Here is a 21,087-nt window from a genome sequence, read left to right as displayed (position 1 = left end):
GGAGGAATTCCGTACTCAGCCGGCGGGGAATAGTTTTCAGAAATAAGAAGCCGTTTTAAGCGGCTTTTCAGCGATATTCAGCACCAGAAAACCGAAAAACTCTTAACGACTCCAACGGAGATAGCAATGCAGAGACCCCTTATCGCCGCACTGCTCGCCAGCGCATTCACGCTCAACGCACAGGCGGCCGATCTTATCCAAGTCTACCAGCAAGCGCTGGCGAACGACGCCACGTACGCCAGTGCGCGCAATTCGCTGACGGCTGGACAGGAGCGGATCACCCAGGGGCGTTCTCTGCTGCTGCCGCAGGTCGCGCTGCAAGGCACGCATTCGCGCTTCTACGGCGACCAGGAGCGCGCCGGCCTCGGCAAGGTGAGTGCGGACTCGCACCAGAATCACTACGTGCTGGCGCTGTCCCAGCCGCTGTTCAACTTCGCGTCGTGGCAGCAGTACGAGCAGAGCAAGCTGTCGCAGGCGCAGGCCGAAGTGCAGTTCGCCCAGGCGCAGCAAGACCTGATCGTGCGCGTCGCCCAGGCCTATTTCGACGTGCTGACGGCGCAGGACAACCTGGCGTCGATCCAGGCGCAGAAGTCCGCCACGACCGAGCAGCTGGCGTCGGCGAAGCGCAACTTCGAAGTGGGCACGCAGACGATCACCGACACGCACGAGGCGCAAGCCGCGTACGACCTCGTCGTCGCCCAGGAATTCGCCGCGATCAACGCGCTGGAAGTGGCCCGTACGGCGCTGCAGCAGATCATCGGCACGGCACCGTCCACGTTGGCCACGCTGCGTGCCGGCGTGACGATCGCACCGCCGCAGCCCGCCACTATCGAGCCGTGGATTTCGGCGGCCGAGTCGGACAACTTCGCCGTGGCGCTGCAGCGCCTGAACGTGGAGATCGCAAAGCGCGAGATCGCCCGCAACCGTGCCGGCCACCTGCCGACCGTCGACCTGACGGCATCGTCGACGCGCGACAGCCCGCCGACCAACGGCATCCAGCGCGGCAACTCGATCGGCATCTCGTGGAACGTACCGATCTTCAACGGCTTCGCCGTCACCAGCAAGGTACGCGAGACGATCGCGCTGGAGGAAAAGTCGCGCAACGACCTCGAAGCGAACAAGCGCACCGCGGCGCAGAACGCCCGGCAGGCATTCCTGTCCGTGAACAGCGGCCTGGCGCAGGTGAAGGCGCTGGAAGCGGCGGAGGTGTCGAGCAAGTCCGCGCTGGAGTCGAACAAGCTGGGCTACCAGGTGGGCGTGCGGATCAACATCGACGTGCTGAACGCGCAGCGCCAGCTGTATTCGACGCAGCGCGACCTGGCGAAAGCCCGCTACGACACGATCATGAACGGCCTGCGCCTGAAGGCCGCCGCCGGCACGCTGAAGGAAGACGACCTCGCGCCGGTCAACGCGCTGCTGACGAACTGACCGCTGTTGTTTTTCTAGACCGGGGACTGTCCCCGGTGTTGTTTAGCGACCAGCTCAGCAATAAAAAAACGCCGGCGGAAGCCGGCGTTTTGCATGGGGCGCGGGATCAGCGCAGGCCGCCGCCTTCGCCCTGGAACGAGCGCTCGATCAGCTCGATCTTGTAGCCGTCCGGGTCGGTGACGAAGGCGATCACCGTCGTGCCGCCCTTGACGGGGCCCGGCTCGCGCGTCACGTTGCCGCCGTTCGCCTTGACGGCGTTGCAGGCCTCGACGATGTTTTCCGTCGAGATCGCGATGTGGCCGTAGGCGTTGCCGAGGTCGTACTTGTCGACGCCGTAGTTGTACGTCAGTTCCAGTTCCGCGTGATCCGGGTTGTTGCCGTAGCCGACGAACGCCAGCGTGTACTGGTATTCGGGGTTGTCGCTGGTGCGCAGCAGTTTCATGCCGAGCACCTTGGTGTAGAAGTCGATGGAACGCTGCAGGTCACCGACCCGCAGCATCGTGTGCAGGATGCGCATGCTGTTCTTTCGTCAAAGCGTAAAGCCGCGATTGTAGGGGTTTTTCGGCGGCCGCGCTCAGGGCCAGCCCGGTACCGGTTCAGTGCCCGCTCGGTGCCACCCGCCAGATCGTATTGCCGACATCGTCCGCGACCAGCAGCGCGCCATCCTTCGCGACGGCGACGCCGACCGGACGGCCCTTGGCCTTCTCGTCCTTCGACAGGAAGCCCGTCAGGATGTCCACCGGCGGGCCGGCGGGCTTGCCGTCCGCGAACGGCACGAACACCACCTTGTAGCCGGAGAACGGCTTGCGGTTCCACGAGCCGTGCTGGCCGATGAACGCGCCGCCTTGGTAGCTGGCGGGGAACAGCTTGCCGTCGTAGAACGCCAGGCCGAGCGAGGCCGTGTGGGCGCCCACCGCGTAGTCCGGCACGATCGCCTTGGCGACGAGGTCCGGACGCTGGTCCTTGACGCGCTGGTCCACATGCTGGCCATACCAGCTGTACGGCCAGCCGTAGAAGCCGCCGTCCTTTACCGACGTCAGGTAATCGGGCACGAGGTCATTGCCCAGTTCATCGCGTTCGTTGACGACGGTCCACAGCGTTTTCGTCTTCGGTTCCCACGCCATGCCGTTCGGATTGCGCAAGCCGGTCGCGAACAGGCGCGACTTGCCGGTGGCGCGTTCCAGTTGCCAGATGGCGGCGCGGCCTTCTTCCTTGTCGATGCCGTTCTCGGCCACGTTGGAGTTCGAGCCGACCGTCATGTACAGGTACTTGCCATCCGGGCTCGCGGTGATGTTCTTCGTCCAGTGATGGTTGATCGGGCCTGCCGGCAGGCTCATCACCTTGACGCCGGCGGCCGTGATCGCCGTCTTGCCTTCCTCGTAGGGGAAGCGCACCACGGCATCGGAGTTCGCCACATAAAAGTCCTTATCGACCAGCACCATGCCGAACGGCGAGCTCAGGTTTTTCAGGAACACGGTGCGCGTCTTCGCCATGCCGTTCGCATCCACGTCACGCAGCAGCGTGATGCGGTTGGCCGACTCCGTGACGGCGCCCGCCTTCTTCTGCATGTGCTTCATGATGGCGCCCTTGACGCCCTTGCTGTCTTCGGGCTTGGGCGGGGCGTTGGTCTCGGCCACCAGCACGTCGCCGTTCGGCAGCACGTACAGCCAGCGCGGATGGTCGAGATTGCGGGCATAGGCTGTCACCGTGAAGCCGGGCGCGGCGACGGGTTTTTCGTCGCCTTTCCACACGTCGGTGGCCGCCACGTTCACGGTCGGAATCAGCGATTTCTGCGGTTCGGGCAGCTGGGGATTCGGGCCCCAGCCGGCCGGGTATTGCTGGGCAAGCACGGCGCCGCCCGAGGCGAGCAGGGCGCCGATCGCGAAGAAGGATTTCATGGCGTGTTCTTGTTCTTCCGGTGGATGGTCGGTTGCGTGATCAGTCGCGCTTGATCACGGGCAGCGGGTCGGCTTCCGGCGTCCCGTTGCCCGGTGGCGCCTTCTGGATGCCGCGCGTTTCGCGCAGGTCGGTATCGACGAGGCCTTGCTCGATGTCGCGCGCGGCCTGCTCGATGCGGGTGCGTTCCTTGTGATGCTGGGTGCCCTCGGGCGACTCGTCGCGTTCATGCGGCAGGCGCTTGCCGGCCGTGTCGTCGATGTGGACGTCGGTATTGACCTGGCGGTCCTTCGAATTCGGTTCGCTCATCGCGTATTCCTCCAATTCTTATCTGAATCGCATCATATCGGCTTCGTCCGCCGCCGGTCGCCCGCTTGGAGTGTTGCATTTGGGCCATTCGATGGTGCGTTTTTTGCATGGACTGGTTAGCATGACGCACCGACCCCGATGAAAGGCCCCGCTTGAAACCCGCAATCCGCCACACCGCCGACGCGCACGACGATGCTCCCGCCCACTGCCGCAATTGCGGTACCGCCACGGCGGGCAACTACTGCTCCCATTGCGGTCAGGAGACGCGCCTGCACATGCCGAGCTTCATGGAATTCGCCCACGAGTTCGTCGGCCATTACGTGGCGCTGGAAGGAAGGCTGTGGGGCACGTTCGCGCGGCTGCTGTTCCGCCCGGGAGCGCTGACCAACGAATACCTGGCCGGGCGGCGCCGGCGCTACGTGGAGCCGCTGCGGTTGTACCTGACGCTGTCGATCCTGTTCTTCGCGCTGATCCGCTTTTCCGGCATGAGCATCGTCGACTTCGGCAAGCCCGCGGCGGAGCGGCCTGCCGCCACGGCACCGGCGGCGGAAGGCAGCGAACACCATACCGATCTGCCGACGCTTGTCGAGAGCGGGGCACCGGGGCTGCGGCACGTGGTCGACCGCTTCGACAAGCTGTCCGCCGAGCAGAAGGGCAAAGCGATCTCCGACAGCTTCTTTCATTACGCGCCGTATGCGATGTTCTGCCTGATGCCGCTGTTCGCGCTGTACCTGAAAGGCCTGTACCTGGGCACGGGACGGCGCTACGGCGAGCACCTGCTGTTCGCGCTGCATGCCAACGCATTCGCGTTCGTGCTGTTGGCCGCGTTCGTGCTGGTGCCGGACGGCTTCTTCAAGTTCGTGCTGTTCTGCTGGCTGCTGGGCTACCTGCCGTGGGCGATGCAGCGCGTGTACCGCAAGGGCAAGTGGGGCACGGCGTGGCGCTGGTTCCTGCTGATCGTGCTGCACATGCTGTCGCTGCTGGCGGCCGTCATCGTCGCGATGTTCCTCGGCGTCGCGCTGGCGCATTGACCTTCTTGCACAACCGTCCGCGGCACTTTATACTGGTTATATATACAGTAATCGTGAGCGTTCTTCGGGGAGGACAGGCTTGGGTTGGCAATGCCGGTATGGGCACGTACTAGGACATGGCACTACGGCATCGCACTACGGCATCGCACTACAATGGCGATATTGCACGGAGTGGGGTACCCTTCGCCGTGCCGCCGCGCCGGAACCGGCGGGCCACCTGTAACCGAAGAGCTCCCTATGACCGCCACTCCTGCCATGTACAACACGATCGCGCTGGTCGTCCGGCCCAATACGGCCGGCATCGAAGATTCCGTGCGCGATGTCCTCGCGTTCCTGCGAGAGGGCGGCTTCAGCGTCGTGTTCGAGACGGACACGGCGGCGCACCTGAACATGCCCGAGATCCCCGCGATGAGCGCGCAGGGAATCGGCGAGCACGTCGACTGCGCGATCGTGATGGGCGGCGACGGCACGATGCTGGGCATCGCCCGCCAGCTGGCACCGTACGACGTGCCGCTGATCGGCATTAACCAGGGCCGCCTGGGCTTCATGACGGACATCCCGCTCGAAGGCATGCTGCCGGTGCTGGGCCGCATTCTTGCCGGCACCCACAAGGCGGAGCGGCGCACCTTGCTCGAAGGCGTTGTCGTCCGCGACGGCAAGCCGATCCACGTGGGCCTCGCCGTGAACGACGTCGTCGTCGCGCGCGGTGCCGGGTCCGGCATGGTGGAACTGCGCGTGGAGGTGGGCGACCAGTTCATGTACAACCAGCGCTCGGACGGCCTGATCGTCTCCACGCCCACTGGGTCGACGGCGTATGCGCTGTCGGCGGGCGGGCCGTTGCTGCATCCGACCCTGGGCGGCATGGTGCTCGTGCCGATCGCCCCGCACGCGCTGTCGAACCGGCCGATCGTGCTGCCCGACTCCAGCGATATCACGATCGAGGTCAAGCGCGGGCGCGACATCACGCTGAACTTCGACATGCAAACGTTTGCCAGCCTGGTGCCGCAAGACCGCATCCACATCCGCCGCTCGCCGCACGCGATCACGTTCCTGCATCCGGAAGGGTGGAGCTACTACCACACGCTGCGCGAGAAACTGCACTGGAACGAGTATCCGTCCGGCGACGGGAAAATCTAACTACGAGAACTATGCTGCGTACACTGTCCATCCGCGACTTCGTCATCGTCGATTCGATCGAACTGGAATTCTCCGCCGGCTTCACCGTCTTCACCGGCGAAACGGGCGCAGGCAAATCGATCCTGATCGATGCGCTTACCCTGGCGCTGGGCGGCCGGGGCGATGCCAGCGTGGTGCGGGAAGGGGCAGCCAAGGCGGACATCACGGCCGATTTCGCCGTCAGTGCGCAGGCGCGCGCATGGCTCGACGAACATGAATTCACGTCCGACGATGGCGGTGCCCTGCTGCGCCGCGTGATCGACAACGCGGGCCGCTCGAAGGCGTACATCAACGGCATCGCGGCGACGGCCGCGCAGCTGCGCGAGCTGGGCGACCTGCTGGTGGACATCCACGGCCAGCACGCCCACCAGTCGCTGCTGAAGACGGAGGCGCAGCGCGAGCTGCTGGACAACCAGGCCGGCGCGCATACGAAGGAAGTGGCGGCGGCGTACAAGGCCTGGCGCGCGCTGGCGAAACAGCTCGAAGAGTTCGAGAAGAACCAGGCCAACGTGCTGCTCGAACGCGAGCGGCTGGAATGGCAGGTGGGCGAGCTGGACAAGCTGGCACCGAAACCGGGCGAGTGGACCGAGATCGGCAACGAGCACAGCCGCCTGTCGCACGCGGCCAGCCTGCTGGAAGGAGCGCAGGAAGCGCTGGCCGTCATCTCCGAAGCGGACGAACAGCCGATCGTGTCGCAGCTGGCGTCGCTGAACACGAAGCTGGCCAAGCTGGTGTCCGTCGATGCGGAGCTGCAGCCGGTGGTGGACCTGATCGAGTCGGCCCGCATCCAGCTGCAGGAATCGGCGTACGCGTTGAACACGTACCTGGATCGCGTCGAGCTGGATCCGGGACGCCTGCGCGAAGTCGATGCGCGGATGGAGGCGCTGCATTCGGCGGCGCGCAAGTTCCGCGTCGATGCGGACGACCTGCCGGCCGAACACGCCCGCCTCGCGGCGCAACTGAACCAGCTGGCCGATGCGACGGACATCGAAGGCTTGCGCAAGCAGGAAGCAAAGCTGAAGGACGACTACCTGGTGGTGGCGCAGAAGTTGTCCGCGACGCGGGCCGTTGCCGCGCGGGCGCTCAGCGACGCCGTCACGAAAGCGATGCAGGACCTGAACATGACGGGCGGCCGCTTCGAAGTGGCGCTGAATCCTTGCGAGCCTTCCGCGAAGGGCCTGGAGCAGGTGGAATTCCTCGTTGCCGGCCACGCCGGCGTCGCACCGCGGCCGCTGGCCAAGGTGGCATCGGGCGGCGAACTGGCGCGCATCTCGCTGGCGATCTCCGTGATCACGTCGAACGCGACGACGGTGCCGACCCTGATCTTCGACGAGGTCGACAGCGGCATCGGCGGCGGCGTCGCCGAAGTGGTGGGCCGCCTGCTGAAGCGCCTGGGCCAGGAGCGCCAGGTGCTGTGCGTGACGCACCTGCCGCAAGTGGCCAGCCAGGGCAACAGCCACTTCCAGGTGGCGAAGAGCACGCTCGCGAACGGCAAGACGGCGTCGCGCATCGAAGTGCTGGACCCGAAAGCCCGCGTCGAAGAAGTCGCCCGCATGCTGGGCGGCCTCGAAATCACCGCCACCACGCGCAAGCACGCTCGCGAGCTGCTGGCGTCCTGAATCCCGTACGGCTGCATGCGCTAACGGCCTCGGCCGTTGGAACTGTTGTCATGCGGGCATGCGAGAGCGCCGGGGCAGTGCGCCGCATATAATCGTAGCCTCTCAGATGATCAGAACAATTCCATGGCCTTCGCGAAAGAACCTCCTCACCGGCACGGCACCGCCAGCGGCAGCGCCGTCGTGCTGGTCAACCTCGGCACGCCCGACGAGCCTACCCGTGGCGCCGTGCGCCGCTATCTGAAGCAATTCCTGTCCGACCAGCGCGTGGTTGAAATTCCGCGGGCTGTCTGGTGGTTTATCCTGCACGGCGTCATCCTGCCGTTCCGCTCCGGCCAGTCGGCAAAAAAATATGCGTCGATCTGGACGGCCGACGGCTCGCCGCTGCGCATCCACACGCAGAACCAGGCGATGCTGCTGCACGAGGCGCTGCAGGCGCGCGGCCACCAGGATGTGACGGTGGCGATGGCGATGCGCTATGGCACGCCGTCGCTGCCGGACGTGCTGGACCGCCTGAAGGCCGACGGCTGCGAACGCATCGCCATCGTGCCCGCCTATCCGCAGTATTCCGGCACGACGACCGCGTCGATCTGGGACGCGGTGTTCAATCACTTCGGCAAGGTGCGCAACATCCCCGAGCTGCGCCTGGTGCGCAACTACCACGACCACGAGGCCTACATCGAGGCGCTGCGCCAGAACGTGCTGGCGCACTGGGAGCAGCATGGCCGCGGTGAGAAGCTCGTGATGAGCTTCCACGGCGTGCCGAAGCGTACCTTGCTGCTGGGCGACCCGTACCACTGCGAGTGCCACAAGACGGCCCGCCTGCTGGCCGCCAAGCTGAAGCTGCGCGACAGCGACTACCTCGTCACGTTCCAGTCCCGCTTCGGCCGCGCCGAATGGCTGCAGCCTTACACGGCGCCCACCGTGCAGCAGCTGGGCAGGGACGGCGTGCGCCGCATCGACGTGATCTGCCCCGGCTTCACGAGCGACTGCCTCGAGACGCTGGAGGAGATCGCGATGGAAGTGCGCCACGACTTCCTGACGGCCGGCGGCAAGGACTTCCACTACATCCCCTGCCTCAATGAAAGCCCGGCCTGGATCGCCGCGCTGGCCGAAATCGCCGAGCAGCACATGATCGGCTGGCCGACGATGGCCGGCTCCGCCGAGCGCACGCTGCGCCAGCAGGACGCCGCCATCGGCCGCGAGCGCGCGCTGGCGCTGGGCGCCGCCGACTGACACTCCTGCAACAATTGTCATAAAAACAGGCTGTTAGCACTTGCCGACGGTGAGTGCCAGCCTGTTAAAATAGCCAGTCTGCCGAGCTTGCGCCGGGCCCTCACGCCTGGCGCGGCACCGATTCGTCGGCAAATTGTTAGCTGCAGCACCGACTTATTCCGAGAAATATCCTTGAAAACGTTAGGGGTATCCCCAGATTCGACGGGTGCAGCAAGAGCAATGTCAAACAAACACGATTTGTAGGAGTCACACGATGCAAGACCAGGAAAACCAGGCCAGCCCGAATCCCGAGGAAGCGCAGCAGCCGGCGCAGGCAGCGTCCCAGCAGCAGGCTCCCGCGGATGGCGCGGCGACCCCGAGCCTGGAAGAGCAGCTGTCCGCGACCGAAGCCAAGCTGGCCGAGATGCATGAAGCCTTCCTGCGTGCCAAGGCCGAAGGCGACAACATCCGCCGCCGCGCCCAGGAAGACGTGGCCAAAGCCCACAAATTCGCCGTCGAGAGCTTCGCCGAAGCCCTGCTGCCCGTGCGGGACAGCCTGGAGATGGCACTGAAGGTCGAAGCGCCCACGCTGGAATCGCTGAAGGAAGGCGTCGAGATGACGCTGAAACAGCTGACCTCCGCGTTCGAGCGCAATCGCCTCCTCGAAGTGGTTCCGAACGTCGGCGACAAGCTGGACCCGAACCGGCACCAGGCCGTCGCGATGGTGCCCGCCGAGCAGGAAGCCAATACCGTTGTCGCCGTACTGCAGAAGGGGTACACGATTGCCGACCGTCTGCTGCGGCCCGCGATCGTCACGGCTGCCCAGCCGAAGTGATCTCCAAGCACTTGAAATGTAAGAAGCTTTTCCGCATATAAGAAACATTCAGAAACTAATCAGTTCAAAGGAAGAACAAACCATGGGCAAAATGATCGGTATCGACCTGGGCACGACCAACTCTTGCGTCGCCATCATGGAGAATGGCCAGCCGAAGGTCATCGAGAACGCAGAAGGCGCCCGTACCACGCCTTCCATCATCGCGTACCAGGACGACGGCGAGATCCTCGTCGGCGCGCCGGCCAAGCGCCAGGCCGTCACCAATCCGAAAAACACCCTGTTCGCCGTCAAGCGTCTGATCGGCCGCAAGTACGAGGAGAAGGAAGTCCAGAAGGACATCTCCCTGATGCCGTACCAGATCATGAAAGCCGATAACGGCGACGCGTGGATCGGTGTGCGCGACAAGAAGCTGGCGCCGCCGCAGATCTCCGCGGAAGTGCTGCGCAAGATGAAGAAGACCGCCGAGGATTACCTGGGCGAGGAAGTCACCGAAGCCGTCATCACGGTGCCGGCGTACTTCAACGACTCGCAGCGTCAGGCGACCAAGGATGCCGGCCGTATCGCCGGCCTGGACGTGAAGCGCATCATCAACGAACCGACGGCCGCTGCGCTGGCGTTCGGCCTGGACAAGACCGACAAGGGCGACCGCAAGATCGCCGTGTATGACCTGGGTGGCGGCACGTTCGACGTGTCGATCATCGAGATCGCCGACGTGGATGGCGAGAAGCAGTTCGAAGTGCTGTCGACGAACGGTGACACGTTCCTGGGCGGCGAGGACTTCGACCAGCGCGTGATCGACTACATCATCGAAGAGTTCAAGAAGATCAACGGCCTGGACCTGAAGAAGGACCCGATCGCGCTGCAGCGTATCAAGGCTTCGGCCGAGCGCGCGAAGATCGAGCTGTCGTCGTCGCAGCAGACCGAGATCAACGAGCCGTACATCGCGATGGCGAACGGCGCGCCGGTCCACCTGAACCTGAAGATCACCCGCGCCAAGCTGGAGTCGCTGGTCGAGGAACTGATCGCCAAGACGATCGAACCGTGCCGCACCGCGATCAAGGATGCCGGCGTGAAGGTTTCCGACATCGACGACATCATCCTGGTCGGCGGCATGACCCGTATGCCGAAGGTGCAGGAAAAAGTGAAGGAGTTCTTCGGCAAGGATCCGCGCAAGGACGTGAACCCTGACGAAGCCGTGGCCGTCGGTGCCGCGATCCAGGGCGCCGTGCTGTCGGGCGACCGCAAGGACCTGCTGCTGCTGGACGTGACCCCGCTGTCGCTGGGTATCGAAACGCTGGGCGGCGTGATGACGAAGATGATTCACAAGAACACGACGATCCCGACCAAGTTCTCGCAAGTGTTCTCGACGGCCGATGACAACCAGCCCGCGGTGACCATCAAGGTCTACCAGGGCGAGCGTGAAATCGCGGCCGGCAACAAGGCACTGGGTGAGTTCAACCTGGAAGGCATCCCGCCGGCGGCACGCGGCACGCCGCAGATCGAAGTGACCTTCGACATCGACGCCAACGGCATCCTGCACGTGGGCGCGAAGGACAAGGCCACCGGCAAGGAAAACAAGATCACCATCAAGGCGAACTCCGGCTTGTCCGAAGAGGAAATCCAGAAGATGGTGAAAGACGCCGAGCTGAACGCCGAAGAAGACAAGAAGGTGAAGGAACTGGCCGAGTCGCGCAACCAGGCCGACGCGCTGGTGCACTCGACGAAGAAATCGCTGACCGAATACGGCGACAAGCTGGAAGCGGGCGAGAAGGAAAAGATCGAGTCCGCGATCAGCGCACTGGAAGGCGAGATCAAGTCCGGCGACAAGGCATCGATCGACGCCAAGATCGCCACGCTGACGGAAGCCGCGCAGAAGCTGGGCGAGAAGATGTACGCCGACATGCAGGCGCAGCAAGCCGCAGCGGGTGGCGGTGCCGAAGCGGGCGCGCAGCAGCAGCAGCAGGCTGGCGGTTCCGACAACCGTGCGCAGCAGGACGACGTGGTGGACGCCGACTTCAAGGAAGTCAAGGACAACAAATAAGTCCTGCCAGCGCGAACCCAGTCTACTTCGGCCGTGGAACCTGAGGTTCCCGCAAGTCTGACCCCGCCGAGCGGAGCGGCCGTAGCACGGTGCCCGCTCGGCGTTTTTGCATAATCGGCAGGGTTTTTGAGGTTGTTTCACAACGCCACCGTCGCACTGGTCAGTGGACGGCGGCGGCAGGTGGCGGCAACGGCGTCGTCCTGCTACAGTCTCCCTTCTATTCAGTTCAGTTAGGTGCCTGCACATGGCAAAGCGTGATTATTACGAGACTCTCGGTCTGGCGAAAAACGCCTCGGAAGACGAGATCAAGAAGGCTTATCGCAAGCTCGCGATGAAGTATCACCCGGACCGCAACCCGGACAACAAAGAGGCGGAAGAGAAGTTCAAGGAAGTCAAGGAAGCCTACGAGATGCTGACCAATCCGGAAAAGCGCGAGGCTTACGACCGTTATGGTCACGCGGGCGTGGATCCGAACATGGGCGGCGGCGGCTTCGGCGCCGGCGGCTTCGGCGATGCGTTCGGCGACATCTTCGGCGACATCTTCGGTGGCGGCCGCCGCAGCGCGGGCCCGCAGGTGTACCGCGGCGCCGACCTGCGCTACAACCTCGAGATCACGCTGGAGCAGGCCGCGCATGGCTTCGACACGACGATCCGCGTGCCGGCCTGGGACAAGTGCGATACCTGCCACGGCTCCGGCGCGAAGCCCGGCACGTCGCCGGTCACCTGCTCGACGTGCGGCGGCCACGGCCAGGTACGCATGCAGCAGGGCTTCTTCAGCATCCAGCAAACGTGCCCGAAGTGCCACGGCACCGGCAAGATCATTCCGGAACCGTGCCCCGCGTGCTCGGGCGCCGGCCGCATCAAGCGCAACAAGACGCTGGAAGTGAAGATCCCGGCGGGTATCGACAACGGCATGCGCATCCGCTCGTCCGGCAACGGCGAGCCAGGCACCAACGGCGGGCCGCCGGGCGACCTGTACGTGGAAATCCACATCAAGCCGCACCAGGTGTTCCAGCGCGAAGGCGACGACCTGCATTGCGAGATGCCGATCTCGTTCGCGAAGGCGGCATTGGGCGGCGAGATCGAAGTGCCGACCTTGTCCGGCAAGGTGTCGTTCACGGTGCCTGAAGGCACCCAGTCCGGCAAGACGTTCCGCCTGAAGGGCAAGGGCGTCAAGGGCGTGCGTTCCGGCTACCCGGGCGACCTGTTCTGCCACGTCGTCGTCGAGACGCCGGTGAAGCTGACGGAGAAGCAGAAGGAGCTGCTGCGTGAGCTGGAGCGGTCGACGACCGAGGGTGGGGCGAAGCACTCGCCGCAGTCGAAGACGTGGATGGATAAGGTCAAGGACTTCTTTGAATAACTGCATGTGGGCCGGCGGCGTTTGCTAAAACCAACGGCAAGAGCCGGGGTCAGACCCGTCGGGTCTGACCCCAGGGTTACGCTTCTGGTTTGAACAGCTCCGCCCACCCGCAAACAAAAGCACGTTCGGTCAACAGCCTCGGAATCAGTTAAACTATCGGCCAGCAATTCACGGCCGCCGCTTTGCCACCCCGGCGAACGGCGGCTTTGTTACGTCTGAAAGGAATATCATGAGCGACACCAAGCCTTCCGACCTGCGGGATCTCCTGAACAACAACCGCCGCTGGGCCGACTCGATGGTCGAGCGCGACCCGGAATTCTTCAAGCGCCTGGCTGCCCAAGCCTCGCCCGAATACCTGTGGATCGGCTGCTCCGACAGCCGCGTGCCGGCGAACGAACTGCTTGGCCTGCTGCCGGGCGACGTGTTCGTGCACCGTAACATCGCCAACGTCGTCGTCCACTCCGACCTGAACTGCCTCTCCGTGCTGCAGTTCGCGATCGACGTGCTGAAGGTGAAGCACGTGATCATCGTCGGCCACTACGGCTGCAAGGGTGTGCACGCCGCGCTGACGGGCGCCCGCGTGGGCCTCGTCGACAACTGGCTGCGCCACGTGCACGACGTCAGCGCCAAGCACGAGCGCTACCTGGGCACCGTGCTGGACGAGCGCGTGCGCAGCGAGAAGCTGGTCGAACTGAACGTGGTCGAGCAAGTCATCAACGTGTGCTCGACAACGATCGTGCAGGACGCCTGGGACCGCGGCCAGCAAGTCTCGGTGCACGGCTGGGTGTACGGCCTGAAGGACGGCCACCTGCACGACCTGGAGATGACGGTCAGCCAGCTGTCCGACCTGCCACCGAAACTGCAGGCGCGCCTGAACCACTACAGCGCCTGACAGAAAGACGTACAGAGAACCGGGCTTGACCCGGTTTTTTGTTGGCGCGTGCACGCTGTCCTGAACAATAGTTCGCTTATACTGTATGCCCATACAGCAGGGCGGCGCCATGGAGTTGATCGACAAACTGGAAATCCTCGCCGACGCGGCGAAATATGACGCGTCGTGCGCCAGCAGCGGTGCGCCGAAGCGCTCGTCCGAGGGCAAGGACGGGCTCGGCGCGACGAACGGGATGGGTATCTGCCACAGCTACACGCCGGACGGCCGCTGCGTGTCGCTGCTGAAGATCCTGCTGACGAATTTCTGCATCTACGATTGCCAGTACTGCGTGAATCGCCGCACGTCGAACGTGCCGCGCGCCCGCTTCACCGTGCAGGAAGTGGTCAAGCTCACCGTCGATTTTTATCTGCGTAATTACATCGACGGCCTGTTCCTCAGCTCCGGCATCATCCAGTCCGCCGACTACACAATGGAGCAGTTGGTTGCCGTCGCCCGCGAGCTGCGCGAGGTGCATCAGTTCCGCGGCTACATCCACCTCAAGACGATTCCCGATGCCGATCCCGCGCTGATCGAAGCAGCGGGGCGGTATGCGGATCGGCTGTCCGTCAACATCGAACTGCCGACGCAGGACAGCGTGCAAAAGCTCGCGCCCGAAAAGAGCGTCCACACGATCAAGCTGGCGATGGGCAGCATCCGGTTGAAGCTCGACGAGAAGGAAGCCGAGCCGAAGGCGCCGAAGTTCGCGCCGGCCGGGCAGAGCACGCAGATGATCGTCGGCGCCGATGCCAGCGACGATGCGCGCATCCTCACCACGGCCGAGACGCTGTATGGCAGCTACAAGCTGAAACGTGTCTACTACTCGGCGTTCAGTCCGATCCCCGAAAGCCCGTCGAGCGTGCCGGCCGCGCCGCCGCCGCTGCTGCGCGAACACCGCCTGTACCAGGCCGACTTCCTGCTGCGCGGCTATGGTTTCCAGGTGAAGGAACTGCTGCCCGCCTCCGGCAACCTGCCGCTCGACATCGACCCGAAACTGGCCTGGGCGTTGACGCACCGCGAGCACTTCCCGATGGACCTCAATCGCGCCGAGCCGCAGATGATCGCCCGCATCCCCGGCATCGGTCTGAAGAACGCGCAGCGCATCGTCGAGCTGCGCCGCATGCGGCAGGTGCGCTGGGCCGACCTGGCGCGGCTGAAGTGCAGCATGAAGAAGGTGGCACCGTTCATCGTCACGGCCGACTACCGCCCGGCGCAGGATACCGCGCCGTCCGATGCGCTGCGCCGTGCGATGGCCGACGTGCCCGAGCAGATGGCGCTGTTCCCGGAACTGCAGGCGGCATGAGCGTACCGGCGCTCGACCCTGTTGCGCTGGCGCTGTCCGGGCAGCCGGTTCCGGCCGGCAGTTTTGACGCATGGCGCGCGGCCGCACGGGCTCTGATCGTGCGCCACGTGCCGCCCGAATCCGTACAATGGTCAGGGCAGGATGGCGGCGGTGACCTGCTGAGCGGAATGCCTCCCGTAGCAGTGGAAGTCGAAGTTGAAGTGGAAGTGAACGCGGAGGTGACGGTAAACGCTCAAACCCCCGAATGTCCCTCGGACCCGCCGCCCCTCATCGCCACAACGCCGCCGGTCGTCTCCCGGCGGTTGATGGAGATGCTGCGGAGCGCCTCCTGCTATCGCGCGCCCGACCGCTGGGCGTTCCTCTACCGCGTGCTGTGGCGCTGGCACCGCGGCGAACACGAGGTGATCTCGATGGCCGATGTCGACGGCGCCCGGCTGCACCACATGGTGAAGGCCGTGCGGCACGAAGAACACGATATGCATGCCTACCTGCGCTTTCGCGAGCGGCCGCTGGATGCCGGCGAGCCCCGCTTCGTCGCGTGGTTCGAACCGGCGCACGACGTGCTGCCTCAAGTGGCCGAGCACTTCGCGAAACGGATGGGCAAGACCAGCTGGATGATCGCCACACCCGAGGCCACCGTGCTGTGGGACGGCGCCACCTTGCACACGGGGGACGCGCTGGCAAAGACGGCGGCGGACTTCGCCGATGCCGGCGAGGCGCTGTGGCTCACCTACTACCGCAGCATCTTCAACCCCGCCCGCCTGAACGCCGACATCATGCACGGTCACATCCGCCAGCGCTTCTGGAAGAACCTGCCCGAGGCGGCCGTCGTGCCGCACATGGTCACGCAGGCCGCGGCCGGCGCGCGCAAGGTGGGGCAGCTCGACACCGTCGGCAAGCGCGGCGGCACGGCGATTCCGATCAGCGCCGAGAAGGCCGCGCCGGAACGCCAGCAACCGAGCTCGCTGGACGAATGCCGCCGCTGCGACCTGTGGCAGAACGCCACGCAGGCGGTGGCCGGGCAGGGCGCCCGGCGCGCCAGGATCATGCTCGTCGGCGAGCAGCCGGGCGACCAGGAGGACCTGGCCGGCAAGCCGTTCGTCGGCCCCGCCGGCGAGCTGCTGGACAAGGCGATGGACGAAGCGGGCATGGACCGCCGCAAGGTCTACGTGACGAACGCCGTCAAGCACTTCAAGTGGGAGCCGCGCGGCAAGCGCCGGCTGCACAAGACGCCCGCGCAGAAGGAAGTGATGGCCTGCCACTACTGGCTGGAGACGGAGCTGGAGACGATCGCGCCCGATGTCCTCGTCGCGCTGGGCAGCACCGCATTGAAGTCGATCCTGCAAAGCGGCAGCGTGACGATGAAGGACTACATGGACCAGCCGTTCCAGCACGACGGCCGCTGGGTCGTCGTCACGTACCACCCGTCGTATGCGCTGCGCGTGCCGGACCGCGAGTCCCGCCACGCGGCGTTTGCCGCGATCGTCGCGGCGCTGAAGACGGCGCAGCGGCTGGCCGAAGGCGGCAGCGCCGACCCGAGCACCGACCCTAGCGCCGGCTGAGTTGCAGCGCCGCCAGCGCGCGGTCGTGCCAGCGCGACAGCAGCAGCGCGCACGCGCCGCCGATCATCGCCATGAACATGTCCGATTGCGTGTCCCACTGGTCGCCCTGCGTACCGAGGAATTCGTCCGCCCCTTGGCCGAGCGCGACGGCCGCCGCCCATTCGACCAGCTCATACCACGCGCTGATCGCCATCACGATGCACAGGCAGAAGAAGGCCAGCATCCGCCTCCCCGTCACGTGGCCGCCGCGCAGCAGGATCTCGCGCGCCACCAGCGCCGGCACGAAGCCCTGCATGAAGTGGCCGATCCGGTCGTACGGATTGCGCTGCAGGTGCAGCCAGTGCTGCAGCTCGAAGCCGAACGGCACGCGCGCATACGTGTAGGCGCCGCCTACCATCAGCACGATCGCGTGCAGCACGATCAGCACGTACAGCATGTCCGTCAGCGGAAAGCGCCGGTACGACAGCGCCAGCACGGGCACTGCGATCAGCACGGGCAGCACTTCGAGCCACCACGTGACGCGGTCATATGGCGCGAAGCCGGACCACGCCAGCACGGCAACGAGGATGAGGCACAGCGAGAGGTGCAGCGGACGCATGGAATCCCTTGGTCAAAATGCGCATATTAATATCAAAAAGGATTCGTTTTCATCATGAGTGGCCAGGCATAGACTGGATTCACTCGTCAGGCACCGCGGCACGTGGAAAACGTGGGGCCCGGCGAGCTTCCGACCCCGTCAGCTGGAGCGCAACACATGTCTGCTGTTTTGAGTGCTGTCCATGATGCCAGATCAGTCCCCCTGAACGTTTCGCTGGACATCCGCCCGTTCGAAGGTCCCCTTGGCGCTGAAGTGATTGGCCTCGACCTGGCGCGGCCCCTCTCACGCAGAGCTCTGTTGCGGTTGCATGCCGCCCACCTTGAGCACCACGTACTGGTGTTCCGGGACCAGCGCATCACGCCGCAACAGCAGGTCGCCTTCTCCCGCCTGTTTGGTCCTTTGCAGATCCATGTGCTGAGGAATTTCCAGCTGGCGGGGGTTCCGGAAGTCCTTGTCGTCTCGAATATCATCGAGGACGGCAAACCGATCGGCCTGGGCGACGCAGGCCATTTCTGGCATTCCGACCTGTCGTACAAGGAAAAGCCCAGCCTCGGCTCGCTGTTGCACGCGCAGGAGCTGCCGGCAGAAGGCGGCGATACGCTGTTCGCCAACGTGCACCTGGCCTACGACACGCTGCCCGAAGCGCTGAAGAACGCGATCCGCCATGCGCGCGCGGAGCACAGCTACCTGAAGCAGTACGCCGAGCTGCAACGCCGCAGCCCATGGCGGCCGCACCTGACGCAGGCGCAGATCGACGAGGTCAAACCCGTCGTGCATCCCGTCGTGCGCACGCACCCGGAAACGGGGCGGCAGGCGCTGTTCGTCAGCGAGCATTTCACCACACGCATCATCGGCCTGCCGCGGGACGAAAGCGATGCGCTCCTGAAGGAACTGTTCGCTCACAGCGTGAAGCCGCAGCACATCTACCGCCACCGCTGGCAACCGCACGACATGGTGTTCTGGGATAACCGCTCGCTGATGCACCTGGCGGCAGGCTGCCCGCCGGACCAGCGCCGCAAGCTGTATCGCACCACCATCGAAGGCGACGTCCCATACTGACACGAAGAACATGAAACCACTGAAGCTCTCGACCGCCATCGCCGCCCTGGTGCTGGCCACCGCCGCCCATGCGGAAGGCCGCATCCGCATCGCCGAACAGTTCGGCGTCACGTACCTGCTGCTCAATATCGCGCAGGAACAGAAGCTCATTGAAAAATACGGTAAGCGCAACGGCGTGGACATCGCCGTCGAGTGGACCAAGCTGTCCGGCGGCGCGGCCATCAACGATGCGCTGCTGTCCGGCAGTATCGACATCGCCGGTGCGGGCGTCGGCCCGCTGATCACGCTGTGGGACCGCACGAAGGACCGGCACAACGTGAAGGGCGTCGCGGCGCTGGGCAGCTTCCCGTACTACCTCGTGTCGAACAACCCGAAGGTGAAGTCGATCGCCGACTTCACGGACAAGGACCGGATCGCGCTGCCGGCCGTTACGGTGTCGGTGCAATCGCGCATCCTGCAGATGGCCGCCGCGAAGCAGTGGGGCGACAAGGAGTTCGCCCGCCTCGACAAGCTGACGCAATCGCTGCCCCATCCCGATGCCGCGAGCGCGATCATCGCCGGCGGCACGGAGATCAGCGGCCACTTCGGCACGCCGCCGTTCCAGGAACAGGAACTGGCGCAGAACCGCAACGCGCGCATCGTGCTCAATTCGTACGATGTGCTGGGCGGGCCGTCGTCGTCGACGCTGCTGTACGCCACCGAGAAGTACCGCAAGGAGAACCCGAAGACGTACCGCTCGTTCGTGCAGGCGCTCGCCGAAGCGGCCGACTATGCGGCGAGGAACCCGGAAGGCGCGGCGGACATCTACCTGAAGGTCAACCAGAGCAAGGTCGATCGCAACCTGCTGTTGAAGGTCTTCAGGAGCCCGGAGGTGCAGTTCCGCATCGCGCCGCAAAACACGCTGCCGATCGCGCAATTCATGCACCGCGTGGGCGCCGTGAAGAACAAGCCGGCCAGCTGGCGCGATTACTTCTTCGACGACCCGCTGGTCGACCAGGGGAGCTGACATGGCGCCATTGCAGGTCGTGCGTCCCCACGCGCAAGCGGAGCCGCTGCTGCGCGCCCGCGGCGTTACCTTGGAATACCGCAGCGGCGACCACGCCGTGCGCGCCACGCAGGACGTGGACTTCGACGTGTTCGGCGGCGACCGCTTCGTACTGCTGGGGCCTTCGGGCTGCGGCAAGTCGTCGCTGCTGAAGGCCGTCGGCGGTTTCCTGCAGCCGGCGGCCGGCACGGTCAGTTTGAATGGCCACGTCGTCACGCGGCCGGGCCCGGACCGCATCGCCGTGTTCCAGGAATTCGACCAGCTGCCGCCGTGGAAGACGGTGCTGCAGAACGTGATGTTCCCGCTACTGGCGTCGAAGAGTGCCGGCCGCGCCGAGGCCCGTGAGCGCGCCCGGCACTGGATTGCCCGCGTGGGCCTGGAGCGCTTCGAGCATGCGTATCCGCACACGCTGTCCGGCGGCATGAAGCAGCGCGTGGCGATCGCGCGGGCGCTGGCGATGCAGCCCGCCGTGCTGCTGATGGACGAGCCGTTCGCCGCGCTCGATGCGCTGACGCGCCGCACGATGCAGGAAGAGCTGATCCGGCTGTGGGCGGAGGCGCCGTTCACGCTGCTGTTCGTCACGCACTCGATCGAGGAAGCGCTCGTCGTCGGCAACCGCATCCTGCTGCTGTCGCCCCATCCGGGCCGCGTGCGTGCGGAGCTCAATAGCCACCAGTTTGGGCTGCACAGCGCCGGGGGCGCCGAGTTCCAGCAAGCCGTGGAGCGCACCCACGATCTGCTGTTCGGCGTGCCACCGGAGTCGCATGTAGAGACGGCGGAAAGGATCGCATTATGAGCGCCCTCGAACCGCCGATCCGGCAGGAGTTCCTGTACGAGCTGGCGCCGGCCGAACCGGCGTCGCTGCAACGGCGCCTGCCAGTTGCACAGCGGCTGTGGCGGCAGGGCTGGCTGCGCAAGAGCGTGCTGCTGACCGTACTGGCGCTGGTGTGGGAGCTGGCGGCCCGCTGGCAGGACAACGACCTGCTGCTGCCCACGTTCCTGCAGACGGCGCGGGCGTTCGCCGCGGGGATCGCCAGCGGCGAGCTGCTGCGGAAGGTGGAAGTGTCGCTGGCCGTGCTCGTGCAGGGCTATGCGGCCGGCATCGCGCTGGCGTTCGTGCTGACGGCGCTGGCCGCGTCGACCCGGCTGGGCCGCGACCTGCTGGAGATGCTGGTCGCGATGTTCAACCCGCTGCCGGCAATCGCGCTGCTGCCGCTGGCGATGCTGTGGCTGGGCCTCGGCAATGCGAGCCTCGTGTTCGTCATCGTCCACGCCGTGCTGTGGCCGCTGGCGCTGGGCACCTATGCCGGCTTCCAGTCCGTCCCAACCACGTTGCGGATGGCGGGCCGCAACTACGGCCTGGCGGGCCTGCCGTTCGTCGTCCAGATCCTCGTGCCGGCCGCGCTGCCGGCGATCGTGTCCGGCCTGAAGATCGGCTGGGCATTCGCGTGGCGCACGCTGATCGCGGCGGAACTGGTGTTCTGCGCATCGTCCGGAAAGGGCGGCCTGGGCTGGTACATCTTCCAGAACCGCAACGAGCTGTACACCGACAAGGTCTTCGCCGGCCTGGCCGCCGTGATCCTGATCGGCCTGGCCATCGAACACCTGCTGTTCGCCACGCTGGAGCGCGCCACCGTGCAGCGCTGGGGTATGCGCGGCGCATAACGGCCGAGTTCGTGTCCCCT

The 21,087-nt window shown here is 65.2% G+C and carries 19 protein-coding genes; 15 read left to right on the top strand and 4 right to left on the bottom strand.

From position 1 onward, the window contains the following. The first annotated feature begins 126 nt into the window (after positions 1-126). Positions 127-1,428, top strand: a complete 1,302-nt coding sequence (locus IP92_RS11235) for a TolC family outer membrane protein (RefSeq protein WP_145874620.1) — start codon at positions 127-129, stop codon at positions 1,426-1,428. Positions 1,429-1,534: 106 nt separating this feature from the next. Here IP92_RS11235 and gloA read toward each other — a convergent pair whose 3' ends face one another. From gloA to IP92_RS11220, 3 genes are all read right to left on the bottom strand, one after another. Beyond that, positions 1,535-1,945, bottom strand: a complete 411-nt coding sequence (gene gloA / locus IP92_RS11230) for a lactoylglutathione lyase (protein WP_145874619.1) — start codon at positions 1,943-1,945, stop codon at positions 1,535-1,537. A gap of 79 nt (positions 1,946-2,024) precedes the next feature. Continuing rightward, positions 2,025-3,326, bottom strand: a complete 1,302-nt coding sequence (locus IP92_RS11225) for a PQQ-dependent sugar dehydrogenase (RefSeq protein ID WP_145874618.1) — start codon at positions 3,324-3,326, stop codon at positions 2,025-2,027. A gap of 40 nt (positions 3,327-3,366) precedes the next feature. Next, positions 3,367-3,633, bottom strand: a complete 267-nt coding sequence (locus IP92_RS11220) for a hypothetical protein (RefSeq protein WP_145874617.1) — start codon at positions 3,631-3,633, stop codon at positions 3,367-3,369. Positions 3,634-3,785: 152 nt separating this feature from the next. Between IP92_RS11220 and IP92_RS11215 the strand changes: the two genes are divergently transcribed. The 10 genes from IP92_RS11215 to IP92_RS11170 all read left to right on the top strand — a co-directional run bounded on the left by IP92_RS11215 (position 3,786) and on the right by IP92_RS11170 (position 16,700). After that, positions 3,786-4,664, top strand: coding sequence for a DUF3667 domain-containing protein (locus IP92_RS11215; RefSeq protein WP_229418721.1), 879 nt, complete (start codon positions 3,786-3,788; stop codon positions 4,662-4,664). A gap of 237 nt (positions 4,665-4,901) precedes the next feature. After that, positions 4,902-5,801, top strand: a complete 900-nt coding sequence (locus IP92_RS11210) for an NAD kinase (RefSeq protein WP_145874616.1) — start codon at positions 4,902-4,904, stop codon at positions 5,799-5,801. Between the two features lie 11 nt (positions 5,802-5,812). Further along, entirely contained in the window at positions 5,813-7,459 is a 1,647-nt protein-coding gene (gene recN / locus IP92_RS11205) for a DNA repair protein RecN (protein ID WP_145874615.1), read from the top strand. 123 nt (positions 7,460-7,582) lie between these two features. Further along, positions 7,583-8,692, top strand: coding sequence for a ferrochelatase (hemH, locus tag IP92_RS11200; protein ID WP_145874614.1), 1,110 nt, complete (start codon positions 7,583-7,585; stop codon positions 8,690-8,692). 253 nt (positions 8,693-8,945) lie between these two features. Further along, on the top strand, positions 8,946-9,506 hold the full coding sequence (gene grpE, locus IP92_RS11195) for a nucleotide exchange factor GrpE (RefSeq protein WP_145874613.1): 561 nt from the start codon (positions 8,946-8,948) through the stop codon (positions 9,504-9,506). Between the two features lie 82 nt (positions 9,507-9,588). Next, positions 9,589-11,547, top strand: a complete 1,959-nt coding sequence (dnaK, locus tag IP92_RS11190) for a molecular chaperone DnaK (protein ID WP_145874612.1) — start codon at positions 9,589-9,591, stop codon at positions 11,545-11,547. 244 nt (positions 11,548-11,791) lie between these two features. Then, entirely contained in the window at positions 11,792-12,907 is a 1,116-nt protein-coding gene (dnaJ, locus tag IP92_RS11185) for a molecular chaperone DnaJ (RefSeq protein WP_145874611.1), read from the top strand. 229 nt (positions 12,908-13,136) lie between these two features. Next, on the top strand, positions 13,137-13,799 hold the full coding sequence (gene can / locus IP92_RS11180; RefSeq protein WP_145874610.1) for a carbonate dehydratase: 663 nt from the start codon (positions 13,137-13,139) through the stop codon (positions 13,797-13,799). A gap of 109 nt (positions 13,800-13,908) precedes the next feature. Then, positions 13,909-15,138 (top strand): putative DNA modification/repair radical SAM protein, encoded by a 1,230-nt coding sequence (locus IP92_RS11175; protein ID WP_145874609.1) that lies wholly within the window; start codon positions 13,909-13,911, stop codon positions 15,136-15,138. Beyond that, complete coding sequence (locus tag IP92_RS11170) at positions 15,135-16,700, top strand: UdgX family uracil-DNA binding protein (RefSeq protein ID WP_145874608.1); 1,566 nt, start codon at positions 15,135-15,137, stop codon at positions 16,698-16,700. Before IP92_RS11175 ends, IP92_RS11170 begins: the two co-directional genes overlap by 4 nt. Here IP92_RS11170 and IP92_RS11165 read toward each other — a convergent pair. Next, positions 16,687-17,298 (bottom strand): DUF2238 domain-containing protein, encoded by a 612-nt coding sequence (locus tag IP92_RS11165; protein ID WP_145874607.1) that lies wholly within the window; start codon positions 17,296-17,298, stop codon positions 16,687-16,689. The genes IP92_RS11170 and IP92_RS11165 overlap by 14 nt on opposite strands. Before the next feature lie 156 nt (positions 17,299-17,454). Here IP92_RS11165 and IP92_RS11160 point away from each other — a divergent pair, with 156 nt between their 5' ends. From IP92_RS11160 to IP92_RS11145, 4 genes are read left to right on the top strand one after another with little or no spacing between them, the layout of a single operon-like run. Next, positions 17,455-18,357 (top strand): TauD/TfdA dioxygenase family protein, encoded by a 903-nt coding sequence (locus IP92_RS11160; RefSeq protein WP_145874606.1) that lies wholly within the window; start codon positions 17,455-17,457, stop codon positions 18,355-18,357. A gap of 10 nt (positions 18,358-18,367) precedes the next feature. Beyond that, complete coding sequence (locus IP92_RS11155) at positions 18,368-19,363, top strand: ABC transporter substrate-binding protein (protein WP_145874605.1); 996 nt, start codon at positions 18,368-18,370, stop codon at positions 19,361-19,363. Between the two features lies 1 nt (position 19,364). Continuing rightward, the gene (locus tag IP92_RS11150) at positions 19,365-20,198 is read left to right on the top strand and encodes an ABC transporter ATP-binding protein (RefSeq protein WP_145874604.1); all 834 of its coding nucleotides are present in this window, start codon (positions 19,365-19,367) and stop codon (positions 20,196-20,198) included. Further along, entirely contained in the window at positions 20,195-21,067 is an 873-nt protein-coding gene (locus IP92_RS11145) for an ABC transporter permease (RefSeq protein WP_145874603.1), read from the top strand. Before IP92_RS11150 ends, IP92_RS11145 begins: the two co-directional genes overlap by 4 nt. Positions 21,068-21,087 lie beyond the last annotated feature (20 nt).

It is taken from the genome of Pseudoduganella flava, from assembly GCF_007830495.1.
GTDB lineage: Bacteria > Pseudomonadota > Gammaproteobacteria > Burkholderiales > Burkholderiaceae_D > Rugamonas > Rugamonas flava.
Note: the sequence above shows the minus strand (reverse complement) of the source record. Positions and strands in the feature narration are given on the sequence as shown.

Coding starts and splice junctions, on each gene's coding strand:
- IP92_RS11160 (WP_145874606.1), top strand. CDS start 17,455: ATGTCTGCTGTTTTGAGTGCTGTCCATGATGCCAGATCAGTCCCCCTG.
- hemH (WP_145874614.1), top strand. CDS start 7,583: ATGGCCTTCGCGAAAGAACCTCCTCACCGGCACGGCACCGCCAGCGGC.
- recN (WP_145874615.1), top strand. CDS start 5,813: ATGCTGCGTACACTGTCCATCCGCGACTTCGTCATCGTCGATTCGATC.
- IP92_RS11175 (WP_145874609.1), top strand. CDS start 13,909: ATGGAGTTGATCGACAAACTGGAAATCCTCGCCGACGCGGCGAAATAT.
- IP92_RS11165 (WP_145874607.1), bottom strand. CDS start 17,298: ATGCGTCCGCTGCACCTCTCGCTGTGCCTCATCCTCGTTGCCGTGCTG.
- gloA (WP_145874619.1), bottom strand. CDS start 1,945: ATGCGCATCCTGCACACGATGCTGCGGGTCGGTGACCTGCAGCGTTCC.
- grpE (WP_145874613.1), top strand. CDS start 8,946: ATGCAAGACCAGGAAAACCAGGCCAGCCCGAATCCCGAGGAAGCGCAG.
- IP92_RS11225 (WP_145874618.1), bottom strand. CDS start 3,326: ATGAAATCCTTCTTCGCGATCGGCGCCCTGCTCGCCTCGGGCGGCGCC.
- IP92_RS11210 (WP_145874616.1), top strand. CDS start 4,902: ATGACCGCCACTCCTGCCATGTACAACACGATCGCGCTGGTCGTCCGG.
- dnaJ (WP_145874611.1), top strand. CDS start 11,792: ATGGCAAAGCGTGATTATTACGAGACTCTCGGTCTGGCGAAAAACGCC.
- IP92_RS11220 (WP_145874617.1), bottom strand. CDS start 3,633: ATGAGCGAACCGAATTCGAAGGACCGCCAGGTCAATACCGACGTCCAC.
- IP92_RS11235 (WP_145874620.1), top strand. CDS start 127: ATGCAGAGACCCCTTATCGCCGCACTGCTCGCCAGCGCATTCACGCTC.
- IP92_RS11150 (WP_145874604.1), top strand. CDS start 19,365: ATGGCGCCATTGCAGGTCGTGCGTCCCCACGCGCAAGCGGAGCCGCTG.
- IP92_RS11145 (WP_145874603.1), top strand. CDS start 20,195: ATGAGCGCCCTCGAACCGCCGATCCGGCAGGAGTTCCTGTACGAGCTG.
- IP92_RS11155 (WP_145874605.1), top strand. CDS start 18,368: ATGAAACCACTGAAGCTCTCGACCGCCATCGCCGCCCTGGTGCTGGCC.
- dnaK (WP_145874612.1), top strand. CDS start 9,589: ATGGGCAAAATGATCGGTATCGACCTGGGCACGACCAACTCTTGCGTC.
- IP92_RS11170 (WP_145874608.1), top strand. CDS start 15,135: ATGAGCGTACCGGCGCTCGACCCTGTTGCGCTGGCGCTGTCCGGGCAG.
- can (WP_145874610.1), top strand. CDS start 13,137: ATGAGCGACACCAAGCCTTCCGACCTGCGGGATCTCCTGAACAACAAC.